Annotated in this window: 18 protein-coding genes; 8 read left to right on the top strand and 10 right to left on the bottom strand. The window is 72.1% G+C overall.

Annotated elements, in window-relative coordinates:
• Window positions 1–7: 7 nt before the first annotated feature.
• Window positions 8–2,086, top strand: a complete 2,079-nt coding sequence (locus ABT118_RS27900; RefSeq protein ID WP_350674837.1) for a hypothetical protein — start codon at window positions 8–10, stop codon at window positions 2,084–2,086.
• A gap of 103 nt (window positions 2,087–2,189) precedes the next feature.
• Here ABT118_RS27900 and ABT118_RS27895 read toward each other — a convergent pair whose 3' ends face one another.
• On the bottom strand, window positions 2,190–3,035 hold the full coding sequence (locus ABT118_RS27895) for a sirohydrochlorin chelatase (protein ID WP_350674836.1): 846 nt from the start codon (window positions 3,033–3,035) through the stop codon (window positions 2,190–2,192).
• Window positions 3,036–3,374: 339 nt separating this feature from the next.
• Between ABT118_RS27895 and ABT118_RS27890 the strand changes: the two genes are divergently transcribed.
• Window positions 3,375–3,608 carry a DUF397 domain-containing protein gene (locus ABT118_RS27890; RefSeq protein ID WP_350674834.1) on the top strand — a complete coding sequence of 78 codons (234 nt, stop codon included), beginning with the start codon at window positions 3,375–3,377 and terminating at the stop codon, window positions 3,606–3,608.
• 112 nt (window positions 3,609–3,720) lie between these two features.
• Here the strand turns inward: ABT118_RS27890 and ABT118_RS27885 are convergent, their stop codons facing one another.
• Window positions 3,721–4,284: an ATP-binding protein gene (locus tag ABT118_RS27885; protein WP_350674833.1), complete on the bottom strand. Its 564-nt coding sequence runs from the start codon at window positions 4,282–4,284 to the stop codon at window positions 3,721–3,723.
• Window positions 4,285–4,699: 415 nt separating this feature from the next.
• Here ABT118_RS27885 and ABT118_RS27880 point away from each other — a divergent pair, with 415 nt between their 5' ends.
• Window positions 4,700–5,569 carry a Sco1979 family transcriptional regulator gene (locus tag ABT118_RS27880; RefSeq protein WP_350674831.1) on the top strand — a complete coding sequence of 290 codons (870 nt, stop codon included), beginning with the start codon at window positions 4,700–4,702 and terminating at the stop codon, window positions 5,567–5,569.
• 52 nt (window positions 5,570–5,621) lie between these two features.
• On the opposite strand, the gene ABT118_RS27875 is transcribed toward ABT118_RS27880, so the two are convergent.
• Both ABT118_RS27875 and ABT118_RS27870 read right to left on the bottom strand, forming a co-directional pair.
• Entirely contained in the window at window positions 5,622–6,230 is a 609-nt protein-coding gene (locus tag ABT118_RS27875) for a TetR/AcrR family transcriptional regulator (RefSeq protein WP_350674829.1), read from the bottom strand.
• Window positions 6,231–6,410: 180 nt separating this feature from the next.
• A complete protein-coding gene (locus tag ABT118_RS27870; protein ID WP_350674828.1) occupies window positions 6,411–7,949 on the bottom strand; it encodes an MFS transporter in 1,539 nt (512 codons plus the stop codon).
• A gap of 88 nt (window positions 7,950–8,037) precedes the next feature.
• Here ABT118_RS27870 and ABT118_RS27865 point away from each other — a divergent pair, with 88 nt between their 5' ends.
• Complete coding sequence (locus tag ABT118_RS27865) at window positions 8,038–8,469, top strand: MarR family winged helix-turn-helix transcriptional regulator (protein ID WP_350674826.1); 432 nt, start codon at window positions 8,038–8,040, stop codon at window positions 8,467–8,469.
• 31 nt (window positions 8,470–8,500) lie between these two features.
• Here the strand turns inward: ABT118_RS27865 and ABT118_RS27860 are convergent, their stop codons facing one another.
• The 5 genes from ABT118_RS27860 to ABT118_RS27840 all read right to left on the bottom strand — a co-directional run bounded on the left by ABT118_RS27860 (window position 8,501) and on the right by ABT118_RS27840 (window position 12,700).
• Window positions 8,501–9,451 carry a M56 family metallopeptidase gene (locus ABT118_RS27860; protein WP_350674824.1) on the bottom strand — a complete coding sequence of 317 codons (951 nt, stop codon included), beginning with the start codon at window positions 9,449–9,451 and terminating at the stop codon, window positions 8,501–8,503.
• 137 nt (window positions 9,452–9,588) lie between these two features.
• Window positions 9,589–10,086 carry a DUF5134 domain-containing protein gene (locus ABT118_RS27855; RefSeq protein WP_350674823.1) on the bottom strand — a complete coding sequence of 166 codons (498 nt, stop codon included), beginning with the start codon at window positions 10,084–10,086 and terminating at the stop codon, window positions 9,589–9,591.
• Window positions 10,087–10,191: 105 nt separating this feature from the next.
• Complete coding sequence (locus tag ABT118_RS27850) at window positions 10,192–10,968, bottom strand: amino acid ABC transporter ATP-binding protein (protein WP_350674821.1); 777 nt, start codon at window positions 10,966–10,968, stop codon at window positions 10,192–10,194.
• The gene (locus ABT118_RS27845) at window positions 10,965–11,840 is read right to left on the bottom strand and encodes an amino acid ABC transporter permease (RefSeq protein ID WP_350674819.1); all 876 of its coding nucleotides are present in this window, start codon (window positions 11,838–11,840) and stop codon (window positions 10,965–10,967) included. Before ABT118_RS27845 ends, ABT118_RS27850 begins: the two co-directional genes overlap by 4 nt.
• Window positions 11,837–12,700 carry an ABC transporter substrate-binding protein gene (locus ABT118_RS27840; protein ID WP_350674818.1) on the bottom strand — a complete coding sequence of 288 codons (864 nt, stop codon included), beginning with the start codon at window positions 12,698–12,700 and terminating at the stop codon, window positions 11,837–11,839. The genes ABT118_RS27845 and ABT118_RS27840 overlap by 4 nt, the downstream gene beginning before the upstream one ends.
• Window positions 12,701–13,007: 307 nt before the next feature.
• On the opposite strand from ABT118_RS27840, the gene ABT118_RS27835 reads away from it, so the two are divergent.
• The 4 genes from ABT118_RS27835 to ABT118_RS27820 all read left to right on the top strand — a co-directional run bounded on the left by ABT118_RS27835 (window position 13,008) and on the right by ABT118_RS27820 (window position 17,318).
• Window positions 13,008–14,423, top strand: coding sequence for a DUF6421 family protein (locus ABT118_RS27835; protein ID WP_350674816.1), 1,416 nt, complete (start codon window positions 13,008–13,010; stop codon window positions 14,421–14,423).
• A complete protein-coding gene (locus ABT118_RS27830; RefSeq protein WP_350674815.1) occupies window positions 14,420–15,169 on the top strand; it encodes an SDR family NAD(P)-dependent oxidoreductase in 750 nt (249 codons plus the stop codon). Before ABT118_RS27835 ends, ABT118_RS27830 begins: the two co-directional genes overlap by 4 nt.
• Entirely contained in the window at window positions 15,166–16,236 is a 1,071-nt protein-coding gene (locus ABT118_RS27825) for a threonine aldolase family protein (protein WP_350674813.1), read from the top strand. Before ABT118_RS27830 ends, ABT118_RS27825 begins: the two co-directional genes overlap by 4 nt.
• A gap of 122 nt (window positions 16,237–16,358) precedes the next feature.
• Entirely contained in the window at window positions 16,359–17,318 is a 960-nt protein-coding gene (locus ABT118_RS27820; protein ID WP_350674810.1) for a DUF2199 domain-containing protein, read from the top strand.
• 7 nt (window positions 17,319–17,325) lie between these two features.
• On the opposite strand, the gene ABT118_RS27815 is transcribed toward ABT118_RS27820, so the two are convergent.
• Window positions 17,326–17,919 carry a DUF4291 domain-containing protein gene (locus ABT118_RS27815; protein ID WP_350674808.1) on the bottom strand — a complete coding sequence of 198 codons (594 nt, stop codon included), beginning with the start codon at window positions 17,917–17,919 and terminating at the stop codon, window positions 17,326–17,328.
• Window positions 17,920–18,254: the final 335 nt, after the last annotated feature.

Below are 18,254 nucleotides of genomic sequence, written 5' to 3'. Positions count from 1 at the left end.
CGGCGGCATGCGGCACGCGAAGAGGCCCGAACCGGCCCCGGAAGGTAACGACTCGGCAAAGGCCGGGCGGAGAAAGGTACTCGGCTGGATCGCGGCCGGCACGGTGGTGGCCGCGGTCGGGGTGGAGGAGCTGGTCCGGCGCACCGGGGGCGCCCCTGACGGCCCCTCGGCTCTGCCGCCGCCCTCCGCCGAAGCTTCGCACTCGCACGGCACCGACGTCCCCTCGGCCTCGCCGTCGCCCTCGCCGTCGGAGTCCCCCCTGCCGACCCCGGCGCCGGCCCGCCCGTGGTCCGACCCGGCCGGGTGGGGCGGCAGCCTGCCGAGCCCGGCCGCCGCCGTCCGGATCTCCGACCACGTGCTGCTGGATGCCGATGTGTCGGTGGGGTCGTTGGTGGTCGAAGCATCCGGTTCGCTGACCTTCGCGGCCGACCGCTCGGTGGTGCTCAGCTCGGCGGGGAACGTCGAGGTGAAGGGCAGTCTGACGCTCGCTCCGACCGATGCCGTCCTGCACACCCTGCGCTTCCCGGCGGTCGACGAGCGACGCTTCCAGGGCGGTGGCATGACCCTGGTCCCGAGCGACACCGGCCTCTGGGTCACCGGCGCCGGCTACCTGCGGCTGGACGGCGCCGCCAGGACGGCCTGGGTCCGCGCCGCGGGCCCGCTGAAGGCGGGCGACACCACCATCGCCCTCGCCGCCGCGCCGACCGGCTGGCGCCCCGGCGACGAGCTCGCCGTCACCCCGACCGGAGCCCCCAACGCCGAGGGCTTCTCGGAGCGGTACGACCTGCGCACCATCGCCGCCGTCAGCGGCAGCACCGTCACGCTGGACGGCCCGCTCAAGTACCCGCACCCCCGGGTGGCCACCGGAGGGGGCGTCACGGTCGGGGCCGAGGTGCTGAATTTGACCCGTAATGTCCGAATCGAGGGGACGGAGAAGGGCCGGGCCCACGTCCACCTGACCAGCTCCCGGAAGTCCGACGTCCGGCACGCCGCGCTGCGCTGGCTCGGGCCGCGCGCCCCGGGCAAGGACCAGTGGAACGGCAAGGCCGTCACCGAGCCGGTGCTCGGCCGGTACGGGCTGCACTTCCACATGCTCGCCGACAGCAGCCGGGGCACCGTGGTCGAGGGCGTCGTGGTCCGCGACACCGGCAGCCACGCCTTCGTCCCGCACGCCAGCCACGGCATCACCTTCCGCAGCTGCATCAGCCACCAGACCTGGGAGGACGCCTACTGGTGGGACGGGCCGCTGGACACCAGGACCCCGCAGGGCCCGTCCGACGACATCACCTACGACTCCTGCGTCGCCTCCCGGACCCTCTTCGACCCCAACCCGCGCGGCTACCGGCTGACCGGCTTCAGCCTCGGCGCCGGCACCGGCGGGGTGGCACGGGACTGCGTCGCGGTCGGGGTCCAGGGCGCGAACGGCGCCTCCGGCTACCACTGGCCGGAGACCAGCGAGGGCGTCTGGACCTTCGAGCGATGCCTGGCCCACAACAACCTGGAGAACGGCATCTTCGTCTGGCTGAACGCCCAACACCACCACGTGGTCGGGCAGTTCGTGGCCTACCACAACGGCGGCTGGGGCATCGAGCACGGCGCCTACCTGAACGACTTCGACTACACCGGCAGCGTCCTCTACGGCAACGCGGCCGGGGGAGTGGCCCTGCACGCGCTCGGGCGGGACAAGGGGACAGTGCTCGACGGCCTGCTGATCGACGGCGCCGGCCTGTCGGACTTCGCCGTCTCCACCAAGCACCACCAACTGGCGGGCGAAAGCGTTCTGGTGACCCGCAGTCGACTGACGGGCTATCGGAAGGCGGGCGTGGCGTTCGCCGCCGTGGACGGCGGTGCACCGGAGGACATCGCGGTGCTGGACTGCGAGTTCGGCGGCCCCGAGCTCTGGATCGACCCCGCCCTCCCTGAACCCAAGCGCATCGTGCTCCGCCGGGCCGGCGACTCCCAGGCGGTCCAGGTCCACCGGGACAGCAGTCGCACCCCCACCACCGCCACCCCGGGCCCCCGCCCGATCACCACCCCGCACCTCGCCCTGCACGACACCGCCGCGCCCACGGCCCGGCTGGCCTGAGACTTCCGGGCGCACGACGGCCAGGGGCTCGGGGAACGGTGACGCCGACTTCTGCGGCGTTGCCGTTCCCCGAGCCCCTGGCCGGTCCCGTGGGAAGAAGAGGTCAGGCCTCGTCGGGCAGCGGGATGGCCAGGGACGTGAGGTACGCCGAGGCGATCAGCTGGCCGAGCGCCGCGTAGGCGCCGAGCGGGGCCGCGCTGGGGCAGCCGGACTCCTCCGCCGCGGTGGCGAGCAGCTCCGGATCGGCCTCGGGCCCGATCACCAGCGGCGCCAGCGCGGGCCGCTGGGACCCGGTCGCCCGCAGGTGCTCGACCGCGGCCAGCACCGAACCCGGCACGTCGAGCGCCGCCGGCACGACCGGCACCGCCAGCCGCGCAGCGAGCAGCACCCCGGTGATCCCGGCCGCCGCAGCGGCCTCCTCGCCACCGGCGGTGGTGAGCACGACGCCGTCCGCGGCCGTCGCGATGGCGAACAGCCGGGCCCGGTCGGCGCGGGCCAGACCGGCCTCGGAGAGCCGGACGTGGACGGCCTCGGCCAGCAGCGGGTGCGGCCCGAGGACATCGGTGACCACGGCGCCGGTCCGGGCGGCCAGGCGGTGCAGCTCCGTCAGGAAGCCGTGCGGGCCGGGCAGGAGGGGCACCAGGACGGGGGCGGGGAGTCCGGCCTCGGCGGCCTGGGCGAGCAGCCCGGCGACCGTGGGGTACTCCTGGTCGGCGCTCTCCAGGTACGCGGCGGTGGCCTCGATGCCGGGCTGCTCGCCGCGGACCACCGAGAGCAGTTCCTCGACCACGGGGCGGGCCTCGGGCCCGGCGGTGGCCGGGACGGCCAGTACCAGGCTCGGCGAACCCGCCGGGATCTCCGGCCGCTCGGGACGGCGGTGGCGCCCCCGCGCACGGGAGCCGGGAGTGCGGACGGGCAGTGGCGCGCCCGGGATGGCTGCTGTGCTCATGGCGGAGATCGTAGGACATTCACCGCTCCGGCCCACAGTCGGCCCGGACTCCGGACGGTGATCGGCGTCACAATTCGACCGAAGTGACGGATCGTGAGGCGACTTCGGGAGCCCGGCAAGATCGACAACCAGCAGGAGTTCGAGTACGCGCAGTCATCGGTGTGTTCACGATTCGATCGCTTTTGTCCGCATAAGTGGCGTCAACTTGCCGATCCGGCACGGCCGATGAAGAGATGATGCCCATTTGGTGCACGAGCAAACACCCGTGCTGATGCACGTGCACTGGAGCTATCATCACGTCAAGTGAGGCAAACGCCAGGCACGTCGGGGAGAATTCGAATGCAGAACACGTACAACGGCATGGCGGCTGCGGACCTCGATGTGGTCTGGCAGAAGAGCCGACACAGCAACTCGCAGGGGAACTGCGTGGAGTTCGCGGCGCTGCCCGGCGGCGACGTCGCGATGCGCAACTCCCGTTTCCCGGACGGACCGGCGCTCATCTACACCCGCGCGGAGATCACCGCCCTGCTGCTCGGCGCGAAGGACGGGGAGTTCGACCACCTGGCCGGCTGATCCGGCATCAGTCCAACGGTGCGTCAAAGGCCGTCGTGGAAGTCACCGCGACGGCCTTCGTCATGTCTGCTCTGTTACTACTGCTGCCCCTACTACTGCGCCCGGGTGGGGCTCAGGCGGAGCGCCGGTGGCGGCCGGCCGTGCCGGTCGGGTCCTCGGCCTCGAAGACGGCCCAGACCACCTTGCCCGCACCGGCCAGCGGGTGCCAGCCCCAGGAGCGGCTGAATGAGTCCACCAGGTGCAGCCCCCGGCCGGACTCGGCGACGAAGTCGGGCTCCCGGGCGACCGGACCGCGACTGCTCGGGTCGCTGACCGCGCAGACCACCTGCGGCGAGCGGTGCACCAGGCTGATCCGGATCGGCAGCCGGGCGTCGGCGGCCTGCGCCGCACCGGGCTGGGCCGGTAGTCGGAGCGCCTCCGAGGAGCGGAGTGACTCGCTCATTATTCGGAGCGACTCGGCAGACGGAGCATCAGGACGCTGCTCCAGGGCGTGCCGCAGCGCATTGGTCACCAGTTCGGAGGCGACCAGTGCGACGTCGTCGAAGAGTGTGCCGAGGCCCCAGCCGTGCAGCGTGGACCGGGCGAACTCCCGGGCCGTTCTGACGGCGTCGAAGCGAGGAGCGAGGGTACAGGTGACCACGTGGGGGTCGACCGCGATGGCCGTACCGGTGCTCATGAAGAGCTCCTCCCATAAGGGGGCGGACACGGCTGGACCCGCCGGGGTCATGCCGGTCACCTCCGACTCGCTCGGCCTCACGGGCACCGCTCCGACCGGCCACACGCGCACACGGACAACCGGCCACGCGGGGGCGCGGCCGGATGCGTGTGCGGAAACGCGCGTGGTGTCGACGCGGTGCCCGCAGGGATGCCAGGGGCGTGCAGGTGCACGTGCACCATGGTCCTCTGCGCACACTGCGGATGCAAGAGTCGATTCACGTGCAGTCGCACTATTGGCATATGCAAGCGCCGGATGCACGTGCATCATGGTGCCGAAGCCACAGAACTGGGAGATCGTTCCGCCGGTACCGGCACCCAGAGCGCTCAACTGATGGCAGACTGTGCGCTGTTTGCCCACGGCGGAGGTTTACGGCATGACCACCACAGCTCAGCCCGGCGGCGGTTCGATGGTGCGCCGTATCCTGCTCGGTTCGCAGCTCCGTCGCCTCCGCGAGTCCCGCGGCATCACCCGCGAGGACGCCGGGTACCAGATCCGTGCCTCGGAGTCGAAGATCAGCCGGATGGAACTCGGCCGGGTCTCCTTCAAGGAGCGCGACGTCGCCGATCTGCTCAGCCTGTACGGAGTGGACGACGGCGGCGAGCGCGAGGCGCTGCTCGGCCTGGTCCGGGAGGCCAACAAGTCCGGGTGGTGGCACAGCTTCAACGACGTGCTGCCCGGCTGGTTCCAGACCTACGTCGGGCTGGAGGAGGCCGCGGCCCAGATCCGCACCTACGAGGTGCAGTTCATCCCGGGCCTGCTGCAGTGCGAGGAGTACGCCCGCGCCGTCTTCGGGCAGACCCGCCCGGTGATCTCCGACGAGGAGCTGGAGCGCCGGCTCAGCCTGCGGCTGCGGCGGCAGAAGCTGCTCACCGACGGGCAGAGCCCCCGGCTCTGGGCGGTCATCGACGAGGCGGCGCTGCGCCGGCCGGTCGGCGGGCCGAAGGTGATGCGGGCCCAGGTGCAGTACCTGCTCGACGTCTCGGAGCAGGCGAACGTGGTGATCCAGGTGATGCCGTTCCGGTTCGGGGCGCACGCCGGGGAGAGCGGCGCGTTCTCGATCCTGCGCTTCCCCGAACAGGACCTGGCCGACGTGGTCTACCTGGAGCAGCTCACCAGCGCGCTCTACCTGGACAAGCGGGACGACGTCGACGCCTACGTCCAGGTGATGGAGCGGCTCTGCGTCGACAGCCTGACCCCGGACCAGACCAGGGACCTGCTCACCCGGATCCTGGCCGGCCACTGACCGGTGGTCGCCTGACCCCCCGTCGCCTGACCCCTCATCACCCGACCGCCGGTCACCCGGCCCGGGTCGGCGGCTGCGAGCGCGGCGGTGCGACCGGCTGCGGCGGCACGCCCCAGTCCCAGTCCAGGCCGTACCGGTAGAACAGGTCGGCCCGGATCGGCGGCAGCGAGAGCGCCGCCCCCGGCAGCAGCAGCCCGATGCAGCCACCCATCAGCGCGCTGCGCAGCACCGCGTGCTCGCCGACCGGGTCGGCCGCGCCCCAGGCCCCGAGCAGGTCCTGGAGGATCGCGCCGAGCTGGCGCTGCTCCGGGTCCTTGACGAACGCGCCGGTGTCCGGGTCGAGGATCAGCGCGAGGTGCGAGCGCATCACCCGGGGGTGCGCCAGCGCCAGCCCGAGCACCGCGTCGATGGCCCGCGCCAGCCGGACGTCCGGCCCCGAGTCCTCGGGCAGCCCGTCCAGCGCCGAGGAGAGCGCCAGGTGCATCATCCGGTGCGTGGCCGCCTGCATCAGGAGTCGTTTGCTGTCGAAGTAGTACGACAGCAGGCCCCGGGCGAGCCCGGCGCGCTCGGCTATGTCACCCAGTGTGGTCCCGGCGTATCCGCGCTGGTCGACCAGCTCCACCGTGGCCGCCATGATGCGGAGCCGGGAACGTTGGCGCATTTCCTCGTTGACCGATTCCCCGCGAGGTGCCATCGTGTCTGCTCCGTACGTTGGTTGGCTCCCGGCCAATATACTGGCGGTGCCGACGTCGGGTCCCCTCAGGGGTACCCGCGTACGGAGACGGGGCCGGCTCCACCAACACGGGGGTTTGGTGGAGCCGGCCTTCGTGCTGACCAGGGGTCAGCGCGGGCTGAGCGCCTCGGAGTTGGCGTCCGAGGCGGCCGGGGCGTAGTCGTAGTCGGGAACGGACACCGGCTGCTTGCGGTTCCGCTCCAGGGCCACGCCGACCGCGGTGACCAGGAAGGCGAGCAGCGAGATCCCGGTGATCACCAGCAGCGCCGGGCGGTAGCCGTCCAGCTGGGCCGCCGGGCTCTGCCCGCCGTTGCTGCCCGCGGTGATCACGGCCGTCGCGGCGGCCAGCACCAGGGCGCTGCCGACCTGGAAGGCGGTGTTCACCAGGCCGGAGGCCAGGCCCTGCTCGTCGTCCGAGACGCCGTTGGTGGCGGCGATGTTGACCGAGGGGAAGCCCAGCGCGAAGCCGATGCCGAGCAGGATCATGCTCGGCAGCACCAGGCCGACGAAGCTGCTGTGCTCGTCCAGCCGGAGGAAGAACGCGTAGCCGAGCGTCAGCGAGAGCACGCCGGTCAGCATCAGCTTCCCGGTGCCGAACCGGTCCACGATGGCGCCCATCTTGGTCGCCGACAGGGCGACCAGCGCACCGGCGGGCAGGAACGCGAGCGCCATCTCCAGCGCGGACCAGCCGAGCAGCCGCTGCAGATAGAGCGTGGCGACGAACTGGAAGCCCGCGTACGAGCCGAACAGGGCCAGCGCGGTCAGGTTGGCCCGGGCCACGCCGCCGTTGCGGAAGATGCCGAGCCGGACCAGCGGGTGCGCGGTGCGCTGCTCGATCACCAGGAAGGCGGCGGCCAGGGCGACCACCACGATCAGCGAGCCGATCGTGCGGGCGCTGGCCCAGCCGGCGCTCTGCGCCTCGGTGACGGTGAAGACCAGCAGCAGCAGCGAACCGGTGCCGGTGATCGCTCCGGCGATGTCGTAGCCCCCGGTGCCGCGCTCGGGGCGGGGCTGACGGGGCAGCAGGCGGAACGCGAAGACCAGCGCGATCAGGGCGACCGGGACGGGCATCAGGAAGGTGAAGCGCCAGCCGGCCGAGGTGAGCAGGCCGCTCAGCACCAGCCCGAGCGAGAAGCCGCTGGCGCCGGTCACGGTGTAGATGCTCAGGGCGCGGTTGCGGGCCGGGCCCTCGGCGAAGGTGGTGGTGATGATCGACAGGCCGGCCGGGGCGGTGAAGGCGGCGGCCACGCCCTTGATGAAGCGGGCCGCGATCAGCAGGCCGCCGTCGTCGACCAGGCCGCCGAGCAGGGAGGCGGCGGCGAAGACGGCGAGTGCGACCAGGAAGACCTGGCGGCGCCCGAGCAGGTCGGCCGCCCGGCCGCCGAGCAGCAGCAGGCCGCCGTAGCCGAGCACGTAACCGCTGACCACCCACTGGAGGGTGGAGGTGGAGAGGTGCAGGTCGTCGCCGATCGAGGGGAGGGCGACACCGACCATCGAGACGTCGAGGGCATCGAGGAACAGCGCGGCGCAGAGGACGATCAGGGTGCCCCAGAGCCGGGGACTCCATTTGTCGTCGCCGTGGACGGACGGGGCGTCAGAAGGGTTGGCAGGGGCATGGGTTGCCGATGGCTCTCGGGCTGTGGTCATGGGGGAGACACTACATGCACGTGCAATCAATGCAAGTCGATTTAATGCGTTCGCACTAAGTTCCCAAACATGTGCTAGCCTCGGCTGCGTGTCAGAACTCGATGTCGTCGCCGATGAGGCGACCCTGGTCGCCGACTGGCGGGCCCTGCTGGCCCGCCACGCGGCCACTGCGTGCGCGCTCGACCGTGAGCTCGGTGAGCGGAACGGCCTCGGCATGAGCGAGTTCGAGGTGCTGGAGCGCCTCTTCGAGGACGAGCAGCGGTTGGAGCGGGACTCCCTCCGGGTGCAGGACCTCGCGCACCAGGTGCATCTCAGCCAGAGTGCGCTGTCCCGCCTGATCGGGCGGCTGGAGAAGGCCGGGCTGGTCGACCGGGCGATGTGCGCCTCCGACCGCCGGGGCATCTACGTGATGCTCACCGAGGCCGGACGGGAGCGCTACCGGGAGGCGCAGCCGGTGCACCGCGAGGTGCTGGCGCGGACGCTGCGCGACCAGAGCGCCGGCGGCTGCCGGCCCGAGTAGAGCTCGATCCGGCCCATGCTGTGGGCTGGGGTCAGAGCAGCGCGTGCAACCCGGGCGCAGCGGCCAGCAGGACGGCCGCCGCCGGGACGGCCAGTGCCGCGAGGGTGAGCCGCAGGCGGTGGTGCACGGGCAGTCGCGGCTCGCCCAGCAGCAGCCGGTCCACCCGCCGGGGCGCCTGGGCCAGGTGCTGCGGCGTGCAGGCGCCGAACACGCCCCGCCCGTTGTTGATCTCCACCAGCGCCAGTGCGGTGGTGACCCGCCCGTGCCGCCGGGCCGCCCGGTCGTCGGCGGCCAGCTCCACCAGCTCGCCCACCTGGTCCCGGAACGCGCTGAACACGCCCACCCCCGGGAATCCGCTGGCCAGCGCCTGCGCGGACTGCGCCAGCCAGTGGTGCCTGGCCCGGACGTGTCCCCGCTCGTGGCTCAGTACGGCCGCGAGCTCACGGTCGGTCAGCTGCTGGAGCGCGCCCGTGGTGACCACCAGCCGGGCGCCTGGCCCGGGCAGCGACCAGGCCTCGGGGCGGAGGTTCTCCAGCACCACCAGCCGCTCGCCGGTCGGCCGGGGGAGGGTCAGCCCGCCGGGCAACTCCGGGGCCCGGTCGGTCAGTTCGGCGAACCGGCGGCCGCGCAGCGCACGGGCTGCCAGCACCTCCCGGCCGAGCGAGTACGCCGTCCAGACCCCGCCCGCCGCCAACAGGGCGGCGGCCAGCCGGCCCCAGCCCTCGGCGCCGGCCAGGCCGTAGGCCGCCTCGACGCCGTGCGGGGCGCCGGTGAAGAGGAGTTCGCGCAGGTCGGGGAGGGCGGCCGAGGCGGCCAGCAGCAGGCTGAGCAGGCAGCAGAGCAGGACCGCCACCACCAGGCACTGCCAGGCGCAGAGCGCCAGCACCGGTTCGCGTTCGGCCCAGCGCGCCCGGCTCAGCAGCCGGGGCGCCGCGGTGGACAGCAGGACACCGAGCAGCAGCAGACCGAACAGAGCCGTCATGACAGGTGCTCCCCCAGGCGGGCACGCGGGCGCGACCGTGCGCCGTGTCCCCAACCTACGCGCTCGGTGCGCCGCTTAGGAACGAATCGCGCCCCGCCAGTGACCAAGCTGACACGGCGGGCCGGGGCGGGCGGCGGTCACATCGTCAGCAGCATCGCGAACATGCCCACGCCCATCGCCGTGCGGTAGGCCCGCGAGACGCTCACCGCACCGGCCGCCGCGAGCGGCCCGCCGGGGGCGGAGAGCAGCCGGCTGCCGGTCCAGAGCGCGTACCCGCCGAAGTAGAGCAGCAGCGCCCCGGTCACCGTCGGCAGCCCCGCCGTGCCGTGGTGACCGGCCGGGGCGAGTCCCATGTACGCCATCGCCAGCGCCCCGACGCCGTGGTGCAGGCGGTGCGCCCGGGGTGCACCGGGCGCCAGGGCGGCCAGCAGCAGGGCGAGGGCGAGCAGCGCGAACAGCCAGCCCCAGACGACCCCGGGCCGCAGTACCGTCCCGGCCATCCCGATCCCCATCAGCGCCTCGGTCGCGCCCGACTCCCGGCCCGCCCGGGCACCCCGCAGCCGGCTCAGGCCGTACCCGGCGGAGGCGGCGGCGAGTGCCACGAGCAGCCAGCTGACCACGACCGGACCGTGCACGGCGCCCCCTCCAGGCCGGTGTGCCGGGACTCGAGGTCCACGATCACCGATCGGAGCCGGGCGCAGTAGGGCGCGTACGGGGGCGCATTGTGGTGTGACGGACGGTCAGGGTCCAGGGGCGAGCCGTCCGGAGGCGACGATCCGGCGCAGGAACTGCCTGGTCCGCTCCTCGGCCGGGTCGCCGAACACCTGCTCCGGCGGCCCCTGTTCGAGCACCACCCCGGCGTCCAGGAAGCAGACCCGGTCGGCCACCTCGCGGGCGAATCCCATCTCATGGGTGGAGAGCACCATGGTCATCCCCTGCTCCTTCAAGTCCCGGACCACGGTGAGTACTTCACCGACCAGCTCGGGGTCGAGCGCGGCGGTGACCTCGTCCAGCAGGAGCAGCCGGGGCCCGGTGGCGAGGGCCCGCACGATGGCGACCCGCTGCTGCTCGCCGCCGGAGAGCCGGTCCGGGTACTCGGAGGCCCTTGCCGCCAGGCCGAGGCGGTCGAGCAGTTCCAGCGCGTGCGCCTCCGCCTCGGCCCTGGCCCTCCGGTGCACCCGGCGGGGGGCGAGGGTGACGTTCTCCAGCACGGTCAGGTGCGGGAAGAGGTTGTACGCCTGGAAGACCACCCCGATCCGGCGCCGGACGGCATCCTGGTCGGCCCGGGGGTCGGTGATCTCCGCCCCGTCCAGGAAGATCGCGCCGTCGTCGATCTCCTCCAGCAGGTTGACGCAGCGCAGCAGGGTCGACTTGCCCGACCCCGAGGCCCCGATCAGGGCGGTGACCGAGTGCGCGGGCACGGTGAGGCCGACGTCGCGCAGCACCGTCCGGCCGCCGAAGGACTTCCGCACCGCCTCCAGGCGCAGCACCGGCTCGGTCGCGGGGCCGGCGGTCATACGGCGCCTCCGTGGAGCTGACGGCGGTTCATCCGGGTGGTGATCCGGTCGGTGAACCTGGTCATCGGGACGGTGAGCAGGATGAAGACCAGTGCGGCGACCAGGTAGGGCGTGTAGTTGAAGGTCCGGGAGGTGATGATCTTCGCGGCGAAGACCGCGTCGATCACCCCGCCGATCGAGACCAGGCCGGTGTCCTTCTGCAGCGAGATCAAGTTGTTCAGCAGCGGCGGCACCACCCGCCGCACCGCCTGCGGCAGCACCACGTACCGCATCGCCTGCGCGTTGCTCAGCCCCAGCGAACGGGCCGCCGCGCGCTGGCTCGGGTGCACCGACTGGATGCCGGCCCGGAACACCTCGGAGACGTACGCGGAGTAGGTGAGCACCAGCGCGGCCCCGCCCAGCACCAGCGGGTCGGTGGTCACGCCGGTCAGCCGGAGGGCCGGCACGCCCGTGATCATGATCAGCAGGCAGATGATCATCGGCAGCCCGAGGAAGAAGTCCACGTACGCCGTGACCAGCAGCCGCACCGGCAGGAACACCGGGCCGCGCAGCGTCCGCAGCACCGCCAGCAGCAGCCCGAGCGCCACGATCAGCGCCCCGCAGACCACCATCAGGGCCAGGTTGACCCACAGGCCCCGGAGCACCTCGGGCAGGGCCAGTCGGGCGTAGCGGGCGTTGAAGAACGTCTCCCTGGTGCGCTCCCAGCCGGGGGAGCCGACCACCACCAGGCAGAGCACCAGTGCGGTCAGACCGGTGCTGGTGGCGGCCACCAGGGCCGAGCGCCGGGCCCGCCTGCGCCGGTACGCCTCCCGGGCCAGCCGGCGTTCGGAGGGCCGGTACTCCGTCGTCAACGGTTCGGTCCCGGTGGTCACTTGAGCACCGGGGCGGAGACGGCGTCGGAGAGCCACTGCTGCTCCAGCCGCGCGAGCGTGCCGTCGGCGCGCAGCGCGTCCACGGCCCGGGTGACGCAGCCGGTGAGCGCACTGCCCTTGTCCAGCACCAGGCCGAACTGCTCCGCGCCCGCCGCGCTCAGCTGGCCGACCACCTGGGCCTCGGTCACCTCGGCGCCGGTGATGTAGAACGCGGTCGGCAGGTCGACCACCAGGGCGTCGATCTGGCCGTTCCGCAGGGCCGCCTTGGCCAGGTCGTTGTCGTCGAAGACCGCGGGCCGGGTACCCGGCCTGATCAGGTCGGTCACTGCGGCCAGGCTGGTGGTGCCGACCTGGGCGCCCAGCCTGACGTCCTTCAGTTCGGCCAGGCTCTTCGCCCCGGCGGCCTTGGAGCCCTTCAGTGCCACCACGGCCTGCCGGACGTCGTAGTAGCCGGAGGAGAAGTCCACCGACTGCCTGCGCTCGGCGTTGACCGAGACCTGGTTGATGTCGAAGTCGAAGTCCTTGGCGCCGGGGGCGAAGGCCTTGTTGAACGGGCTGACCACCCAGGCCACCTTCGACCGGTCGTAGCCCAGCCGCTCGGCCACCGCGTAGGCGACCGCCGATTCGAAGCCCTTGCCGTTCGCCGGGCTGTCCTCGGCGAACCAGGGGTCGTACGCGGGCTTGTCGGTGCCCACCGTCAGGGTGCCGGCCCTCTTGGTGGCCAACTGGCCCTGCGCACAGGTGCTGTCCCCGGACGCGGCCCCGCCCTCCTGCTGCGGCGCACAGCCGCCGAGCAGCGCGGCCGCCGCCAGCAGGGAGGCGAGAGGGACGAGGCGGATCGTGCGCGGAACAGCGGTCATGACGGGACTCCTGGAGCAGCGAGAGACGAAGGTCTGGCCGGATCTACCGGGAGAGAACTGCCCAGCGGGCGCGCGGACACTCCGGTGGCGGGGCGCCGGGGCAGCGGGCATGGTCGGCGTACGACCCGGCCGCCGCGTCGGCCCTGGTGACCGGGCCGCCGGGAGTGCCCGGAGTTGTCCGGCGAAGTGTCCGGATGGTGGACACCGCTCTGTTCACCCCAGTGTCGGCCCGACCCCCCTTGAACAGGAGAACCTTTCGAATCTATGGTGGTGCTGTCGAAATAACTCCTGTCGAAGTGGGTCTCTGATGCAGAATCTTTCGCCAACGCTCGCTGTGGCGGCCGAACTCTCCGGAGTGACCCCGGCCGGCCACGCGGCACACCCCGCCTGGCAGCGCCTCAAGGAGGCGGTCGAGGCCCTGCGCCCGCTGCAGTCCAAGGACGGCTCGATCGACCTGTCCACCGTCCAGCGGCACACCGTCGACCCGCTGGTCGAGACGGTGCTCGGCGCGGTCGAGGAGCTCACCCCGCTCTTCCCGCACGACGCCGCCTACCTCACCGCGGTCCTGGCCGACCTGCGCAAGTGGGCCGACACCGGTTACCGCGAGCCCGACTTCCTCGACTCGCTGCTCGCCTTCCAGCCCGCCGAGCAGCGCGAGGACGGCCTCGAGCACCTCGTGGTCTTCCCGATGTACACCCAGAACGGCAACCCGGACCGCAACCTCGAAGCCGTCCTGCTCAAGGTGGTCTGGCCCGAGTGGCTGGCCGAGCTGGAGCGCACCCGCTTCGACAACCCGATGTTCGTGCCGATCACCTTCACCGACTTCACCGCCGGGTACGACACCAACTCCGCCGTGCTCTTCCCGGAGACCGTCGCGGTCCGCCAGGCCCCCGAGCGCTTCACCTGGGGCGGCATCTTCTGCGATCGCGAGGCGGCCCGCTTCCGCGCCGTCACCGCCAGCGCCGTCCGCCAGCTCGGCCTGGAGATCCCGGCCGACGCCGCCGAGCTGCTCGCCGACCAGCAGCGCTCGCAGCAGACCTTCGTGCTCTGGGACCTGGTCCACGACCGCACCCACAGCCACGGCGACCTGCCGTTCGACCCCTTCATGATCAAGCAGCGCAGCCCGTTCTGGATGTACGGCCTGGAGGAGCTGCGCTGTGACCTGACCGCCTTCAAGGAGGCCGTCCGGCTGGAGGCCGAGGGCTACGAGCAGGGCCGCGACGTCCAGTACGCGATCCTGTTCGACCGGATGTTCCGCTTCCCGGTCAGCGGCGACCGGGTCCGCAACTACGACGGCATGGGCGGCCAGCTGCTCTTCGCGTACCTGCACAAGCACGACGCGCTGCGCTGGCGCGACAACCGGCTCTCGATCGACTGGGACCGGGTCGCCGACGTCACCAACGCCCTCTGCGGCGAGATCGAGACGCTCTACCGGGACGGCATCGACCGGCCCAAGACCGCGCACTGGATCGCCGCCTACCAGCTGGTCTCCAAGTACCTCACCCCGCACCCCGCCTCCACCTGGGCCAAGGGCCCCGAGGCGCTCCCGCTCGACACCGCCGACGGCAAGGCCCTCAACAAGGCCCTGTGCGACGCCGTGATGCCGGACGAGTTCCCGCTCAGCATGTTCTACGAGGCCCTGGCCAAGAAGCTCAGCGGCGTGATCGCCGCCACCACCGGCATCACCGGTGCCGACGCCGACCGCCAGGGGGCCGCCGCGTGAACACCCGTCACCTCGAGGGCAAGGTCGTCGCGGTCGCCGGCGCCACCGGCCCGGCCGGGCGCGCCACGCTGCGCCGGCTCGCCGCCGCGGGCGCCACCGTGATCGCCGCCGACATCGACGCGCAGAACCTGGAGGCCGCCACCGACGCCGTCCGGCGCGAGGTGCCGGGCGCCCGGATCAGCGGCCAGGTGATCGACCTGCTCGACCCGCAGGAGGTCCACGACTGGGCCGACCACCTGGAGGCCGAGCACGGCCACGTAGACGGCGTCTTCCACCTGGTCGGCGGCTGGCGCGGGAGCAAGAGCTTCTTCGAGAGCCGGATCGACGACTGGGACTTCCTGCACGACCGGGTCGTCCGCACCCTCCAGCACACCTCGCTGGCCTTCCAGCCCGCGCTGGTGCGCAGCCAGGCCGGCCGGTACGCGATGATCTCCGCCAGCGCCGCCCACAAGCCGACCGCCGGCGGTGCCGCGTACGCCGCCGCCAAGGCCGCGACCGAGGCCTGGACGCTCTCGATGGCCGACTCCTTCAAGAAGGAGACCACCGCCCCGGACGGCGAGCCCACCGCCGCAGCCGCCATCCTGGTGATCAAGGCCCTGCTCACCCCCGAGATGCGGGCCGAGAAGCCGGAGGCGAAGTTCACCGGCTACACCGAGACCGCCGCCCTGGCCGACGCCCTGGCGGGCCTCTGGGACCGCCCCGCAGCAGAACTGAACGGACAGCACCTGTGGTTGACAGCCCGATGACCGTTGCTACCGACGCCGTCCGCCGGCACGACCCCGCCGTCCGGGGCTTCGCCAGCGACAACTACGCCGGCGTCCACCCCGAGATCCTCGCCGCCATCGCCGTCGCCAACGGCGGCCACCAGGTCGCGTACGGCGAGGACCAGTACACCGAGCACCTGCAGCAGGTGTTCCGCAAGCACTTCGGCGACCGGGCCGAGGCGTACCCCGTCTTCAACGGCACCGGCGCCAACGTGGTCGCGCTGCAGGCGCTGCTGCCGCGCTGGGGCGCGGTGATCGCGGCCGAGTCCGCCCACATCAACGTGGACGAGTGCGGCGCCCCCGAGAAGATCGCCGGGCTCAAGCTGCTCACCGTCCCCACCCCGGACGGCAAGCTCACCCCCGAGCTGATCGACCTCCAGGCCTGGGGCTGGGGCGACGAACACCGCGCCCAGCCGCTCGCCGTCTCGATCACCCAGAACACCGAACTGGGCACGGTCTACACGGCCGAGGAAATCAAGGCGATCTGCGACCACGCCCACGAGCACGGCATGCTGGTCCACCTGGACGGCTCCCGGATCGCCAACGCGGCCGCGGCCCTCGGTCTGCCGCTGCGCGCCTTCACCACCGACGCCGGTGTGGACGTGCTCTCCTTCGGCGGGACGAAGAACGGCCTGCTGATGGGCGAGGCCGTGGTGGTGCTCAACCCGGACAAGGTCAAGAACCTCAAGTTCCTGCGCAAGATGTCGATGCAGCTCGCCTCGAAGATGCGCTTCGTGTCGGTCCAGTTCGAGGCCCTGCTGAGCGGCGACCTCTGGCTGCGCAACGCCTCGCACTCCAACGCGATGGCGCAGCGCCTCGCCGCCGCCGTCGAGAGCATCGACGGCGTGACGCTGGTCCGGCCGGTGCAGGCGAACGCCGTGTTCGCGCTGCTCCCGCGCGAGGTCAGCGAGCGGCTGCAGAAGCGTTACCGCTTCTACTTCTGGGACGAGCACACCGGCGAGGTCCGCTGGATGACCGCCTTCGACACCACCGAGGCCGACATCGACGGCTTCGTGGCGGCCCTGGTCGAGGAGCTGGGCCGGGCCTGACGGTGCGGCCGAACGCCTCCTGCCGTGCAAACGGCAGGAGGCGTTCTCCGTTCCCCGGCAGGATCAGGTCCGGAATCAGTAGGCTCCGGGGCCGTGACGGCGATACGGGGCGGGGGACGGACATGATCGAGCCGGAAATCGTGGTGGGCATCGCGCTGGGTCTGCTGATCGGGCTGCCACTGGCCTTCTACCTCCGACGGAGGCTCAGGCGGGGCCAGACCTTCAGCAATGCGGAGATCAGGGGTTTCGCCGCCGAGCTGGGAGCCCGGCTGCTGGAGCAGGCCACCGTACCGGGGGAGTGGGTACAGGCCGGGGACGACTTCTGGGAGCAGCCGTACGCCCGCGCGTTCGTCTGGCGGATGGCGGTCTTCAACCAGATGGTCAGGGAGGGGCTGATCAGCCAGCTGCCCGCGCCGTCGCCGGTGCGCGGCGGGGCACCGAGCTTCCAGGTGGGTGCGCAGGCGTGGATCGCCTTCCACCAGGCCAGGGTGGCGGGGGCCGGCCACGACGGGTCGGACGACGGATCGGACGGGTTGCCGCCGGTACCGCTGTGCGGCTGCGGCGCGCTGCTGGACACCGGTGACCCGCGCTTCAACCTCGCGCTCCCCGACCCGGTGGCCGAGCTCTCGGCGGAGCAGCAGGAACAGGTCGTCTCGTTCCGGTCGGACCAGGTGGTCCTGACCCGGACCATCGGCGGCTTCGTCCGCGCCCTGCTGCCGATCCCGCTGACCGACGGACGGACCGTCACCCTCGGGGTCTGGATCTCGCTGGAGGAGGACGCCTGCAAGGAGCTCACCGGCCTGGTCCGGGCCGAGAACGACGCCACCCGGCCCAGCTTCGAGGGCCGCCTGGCCAACGGCGTCGAACCGTACGGCGACGCGGTCCTGGCCGCGCCCGTCACCATCTCCTCCCCGGCCACGCCGGAGGGCTTCCGCACCTCGCGCATCCTCGACAGCACCGTCCAGCAGGTGGTCGACCTGCTGCACCAGCCCCGCGACCCGGCCGAGATCCTGGTCGGCGAACGCGCCTGGGCGCTCCGCTACGACCCGGCGGACCCGCCGGCGCAGCACGCGCACCACTGACCCACCGTCAGGGCGTCAGGTGGCTGAGCAGGCCGTCGGGGGCCGGGTAGGGCTGCTCCGGTGGGAGCAGCTGCGCAGCCGCCGCGAGATCGCCCGCGCGGACGAGGCCGTGGACGCGATGGGCGAGCGGCGTCACGTCCGTGATGCCCACCGTCCAGTCGTCGGCATAGCCGGCGGACGCCTCGCCGGCAAGCCCCAGCTGCAGGGAGCGGTACGGCAGCGGACGGAGGTGCAGATCGCGCTCCGGGTCCCACTGCACCCGGGCGGGGGTGCGCTTGAGCGCCCGCTTCCAAGCCGTGTGGTCGCTGTGCAGGTCACGCTCGTAGTGGGACAGCATCGCGTTCCGGAGCGCCCACTCGAAGCCTTCGCGGGAGATCTCGACGGCGAGGACGGTCTCCTGCCCCTCCTTGGTGCCCCAGCCGCACCGATACATCATCCAGAGGAACGACGGCTTGATCCACGTCATCCGGTGCCGCTGCCAGGCGGCGGGGAAGCTGCCGTCGCGGGCTGCGGGCAGGCCGATCTCGGGCCGGTAGGCCTGATAGACGGTGACGGTGCCCGCCGTGTACTGCGCGCGAATTTGATGCTTCGGGCTTTCCATGGCCATGAGGATGGGGCCGACCGGGTGGGATCACCACCTGTTTTGCGGGCGCCGGGGGCAGCCGGGGCGGTTGGCATGGGCCGTGCGGTCCGGGGGCGGGATGGCCGAACGGTGAGAGTTCGCAGGTCAGAGGCCTGACGGAGTCGGCGGCGGCGGGCGTGGAGGTGCCCTGCGGAGGCGATTTGCTTGTGGGGCGGCGATGCCCGTACAGTTCCGGAGTCGCACCGAGAGGGGCGAAGGAAAGCGAGTCGGCTGAATGAAACTCCGGAAAACGGAGCGGAAAACGTCTGATAAGCTCGGAACACGAAAGAACGAAGCGCCCGGAGGGTCCGCCT

The organism is Kitasatospora sp. NPDC002040 (genome assembly GCF_040296785.1).
In the GTDB taxonomy this organism is placed as follows: Bacteria; Actinomycetota; Actinomycetes; order Streptomycetales; family Streptomycetaceae; genus Kitasatospora.
This window is presented reverse-complemented; position numbering and strand designations above follow the sequence as displayed.

Coding starts and splice junctions, on each gene's coding strand:
- ABT118_RS27820 (WP_350674810.1), top strand. CDS start 16,359: ATGATCGAGCCGGAAATCGTGGTGGGCATCGCGCTGGGTCTGCTGATC.
- ABT118_RS27835 (WP_350674816.1), top strand. CDS start 13,008: ATGCAGAATCTTTCGCCAACGCTCGCTGTGGCGGCCGAACTCTCCGGA.
- ABT118_RS27895 (WP_350674836.1), bottom strand. CDS start 3,035: ATGAGCACAGCAGCCATCCCGGGCGCGCCACTGCCCGTCCGCACTCCC.
- ABT118_RS27880 (WP_350674831.1), top strand. CDS start 4,700: ATGACCACCACAGCTCAGCCCGGCGGCGGTTCGATGGTGCGCCGTATC.
- ABT118_RS27875 (WP_350674829.1), bottom strand. CDS start 6,230: ATGCGCCAACGTTCCCGGCTCCGCATCATGGCGGCCACGGTGGAGCTG.
- ABT118_RS27890 (WP_350674834.1), top strand. CDS start 3,375: ATGCAGAACACGTACAACGGCATGGCGGCTGCGGACCTCGATGTGGTC.
- ABT118_RS27870 (WP_350674828.1), bottom strand. CDS start 7,949: ATGACCACAGCCCGAGAGCCATCGGCAACCCATGCCCCTGCCAACCCT.
- ABT118_RS27860 (WP_350674824.1), bottom strand. CDS start 9,451: ATGACGGCTCTGTTCGGTCTGCTGCTGCTCGGTGTCCTGCTGTCCACC.
- ABT118_RS27840 (WP_350674818.1), bottom strand. CDS start 12,700: ATGACCGCTGTTCCGCGCACGATCCGCCTCGTCCCTCTCGCCTCCCTG.
- ABT118_RS27885 (WP_350674833.1), bottom strand. CDS start 4,284: ATGAGCACCGGTACGGCCATCGCGGTCGACCCCCACGTGGTCACCTGT.
- ABT118_RS27850 (WP_350674821.1), bottom strand. CDS start 10,968: ATGACCGCCGGCCCCGCGACCGAGCCGGTGCTGCGCCTGGAGGCGGTG.
- ABT118_RS27900 (WP_350674837.1), top strand. CDS start 8: ATGCGGCACGCGAAGAGGCCCGAACCGGCCCCGGAAGGTAACGACTCG.
- ABT118_RS27825 (WP_350674813.1), top strand. CDS start 15,166: ATGACCGTTGCTACCGACGCCGTCCGCCGGCACGACCCCGCCGTCCGG.
- ABT118_RS27815 (WP_350674808.1), bottom strand. CDS start 17,919: ATGGAAAGCCCGAAGCATCAAATTCGCGCGCAGTACACGGCGGGCACC.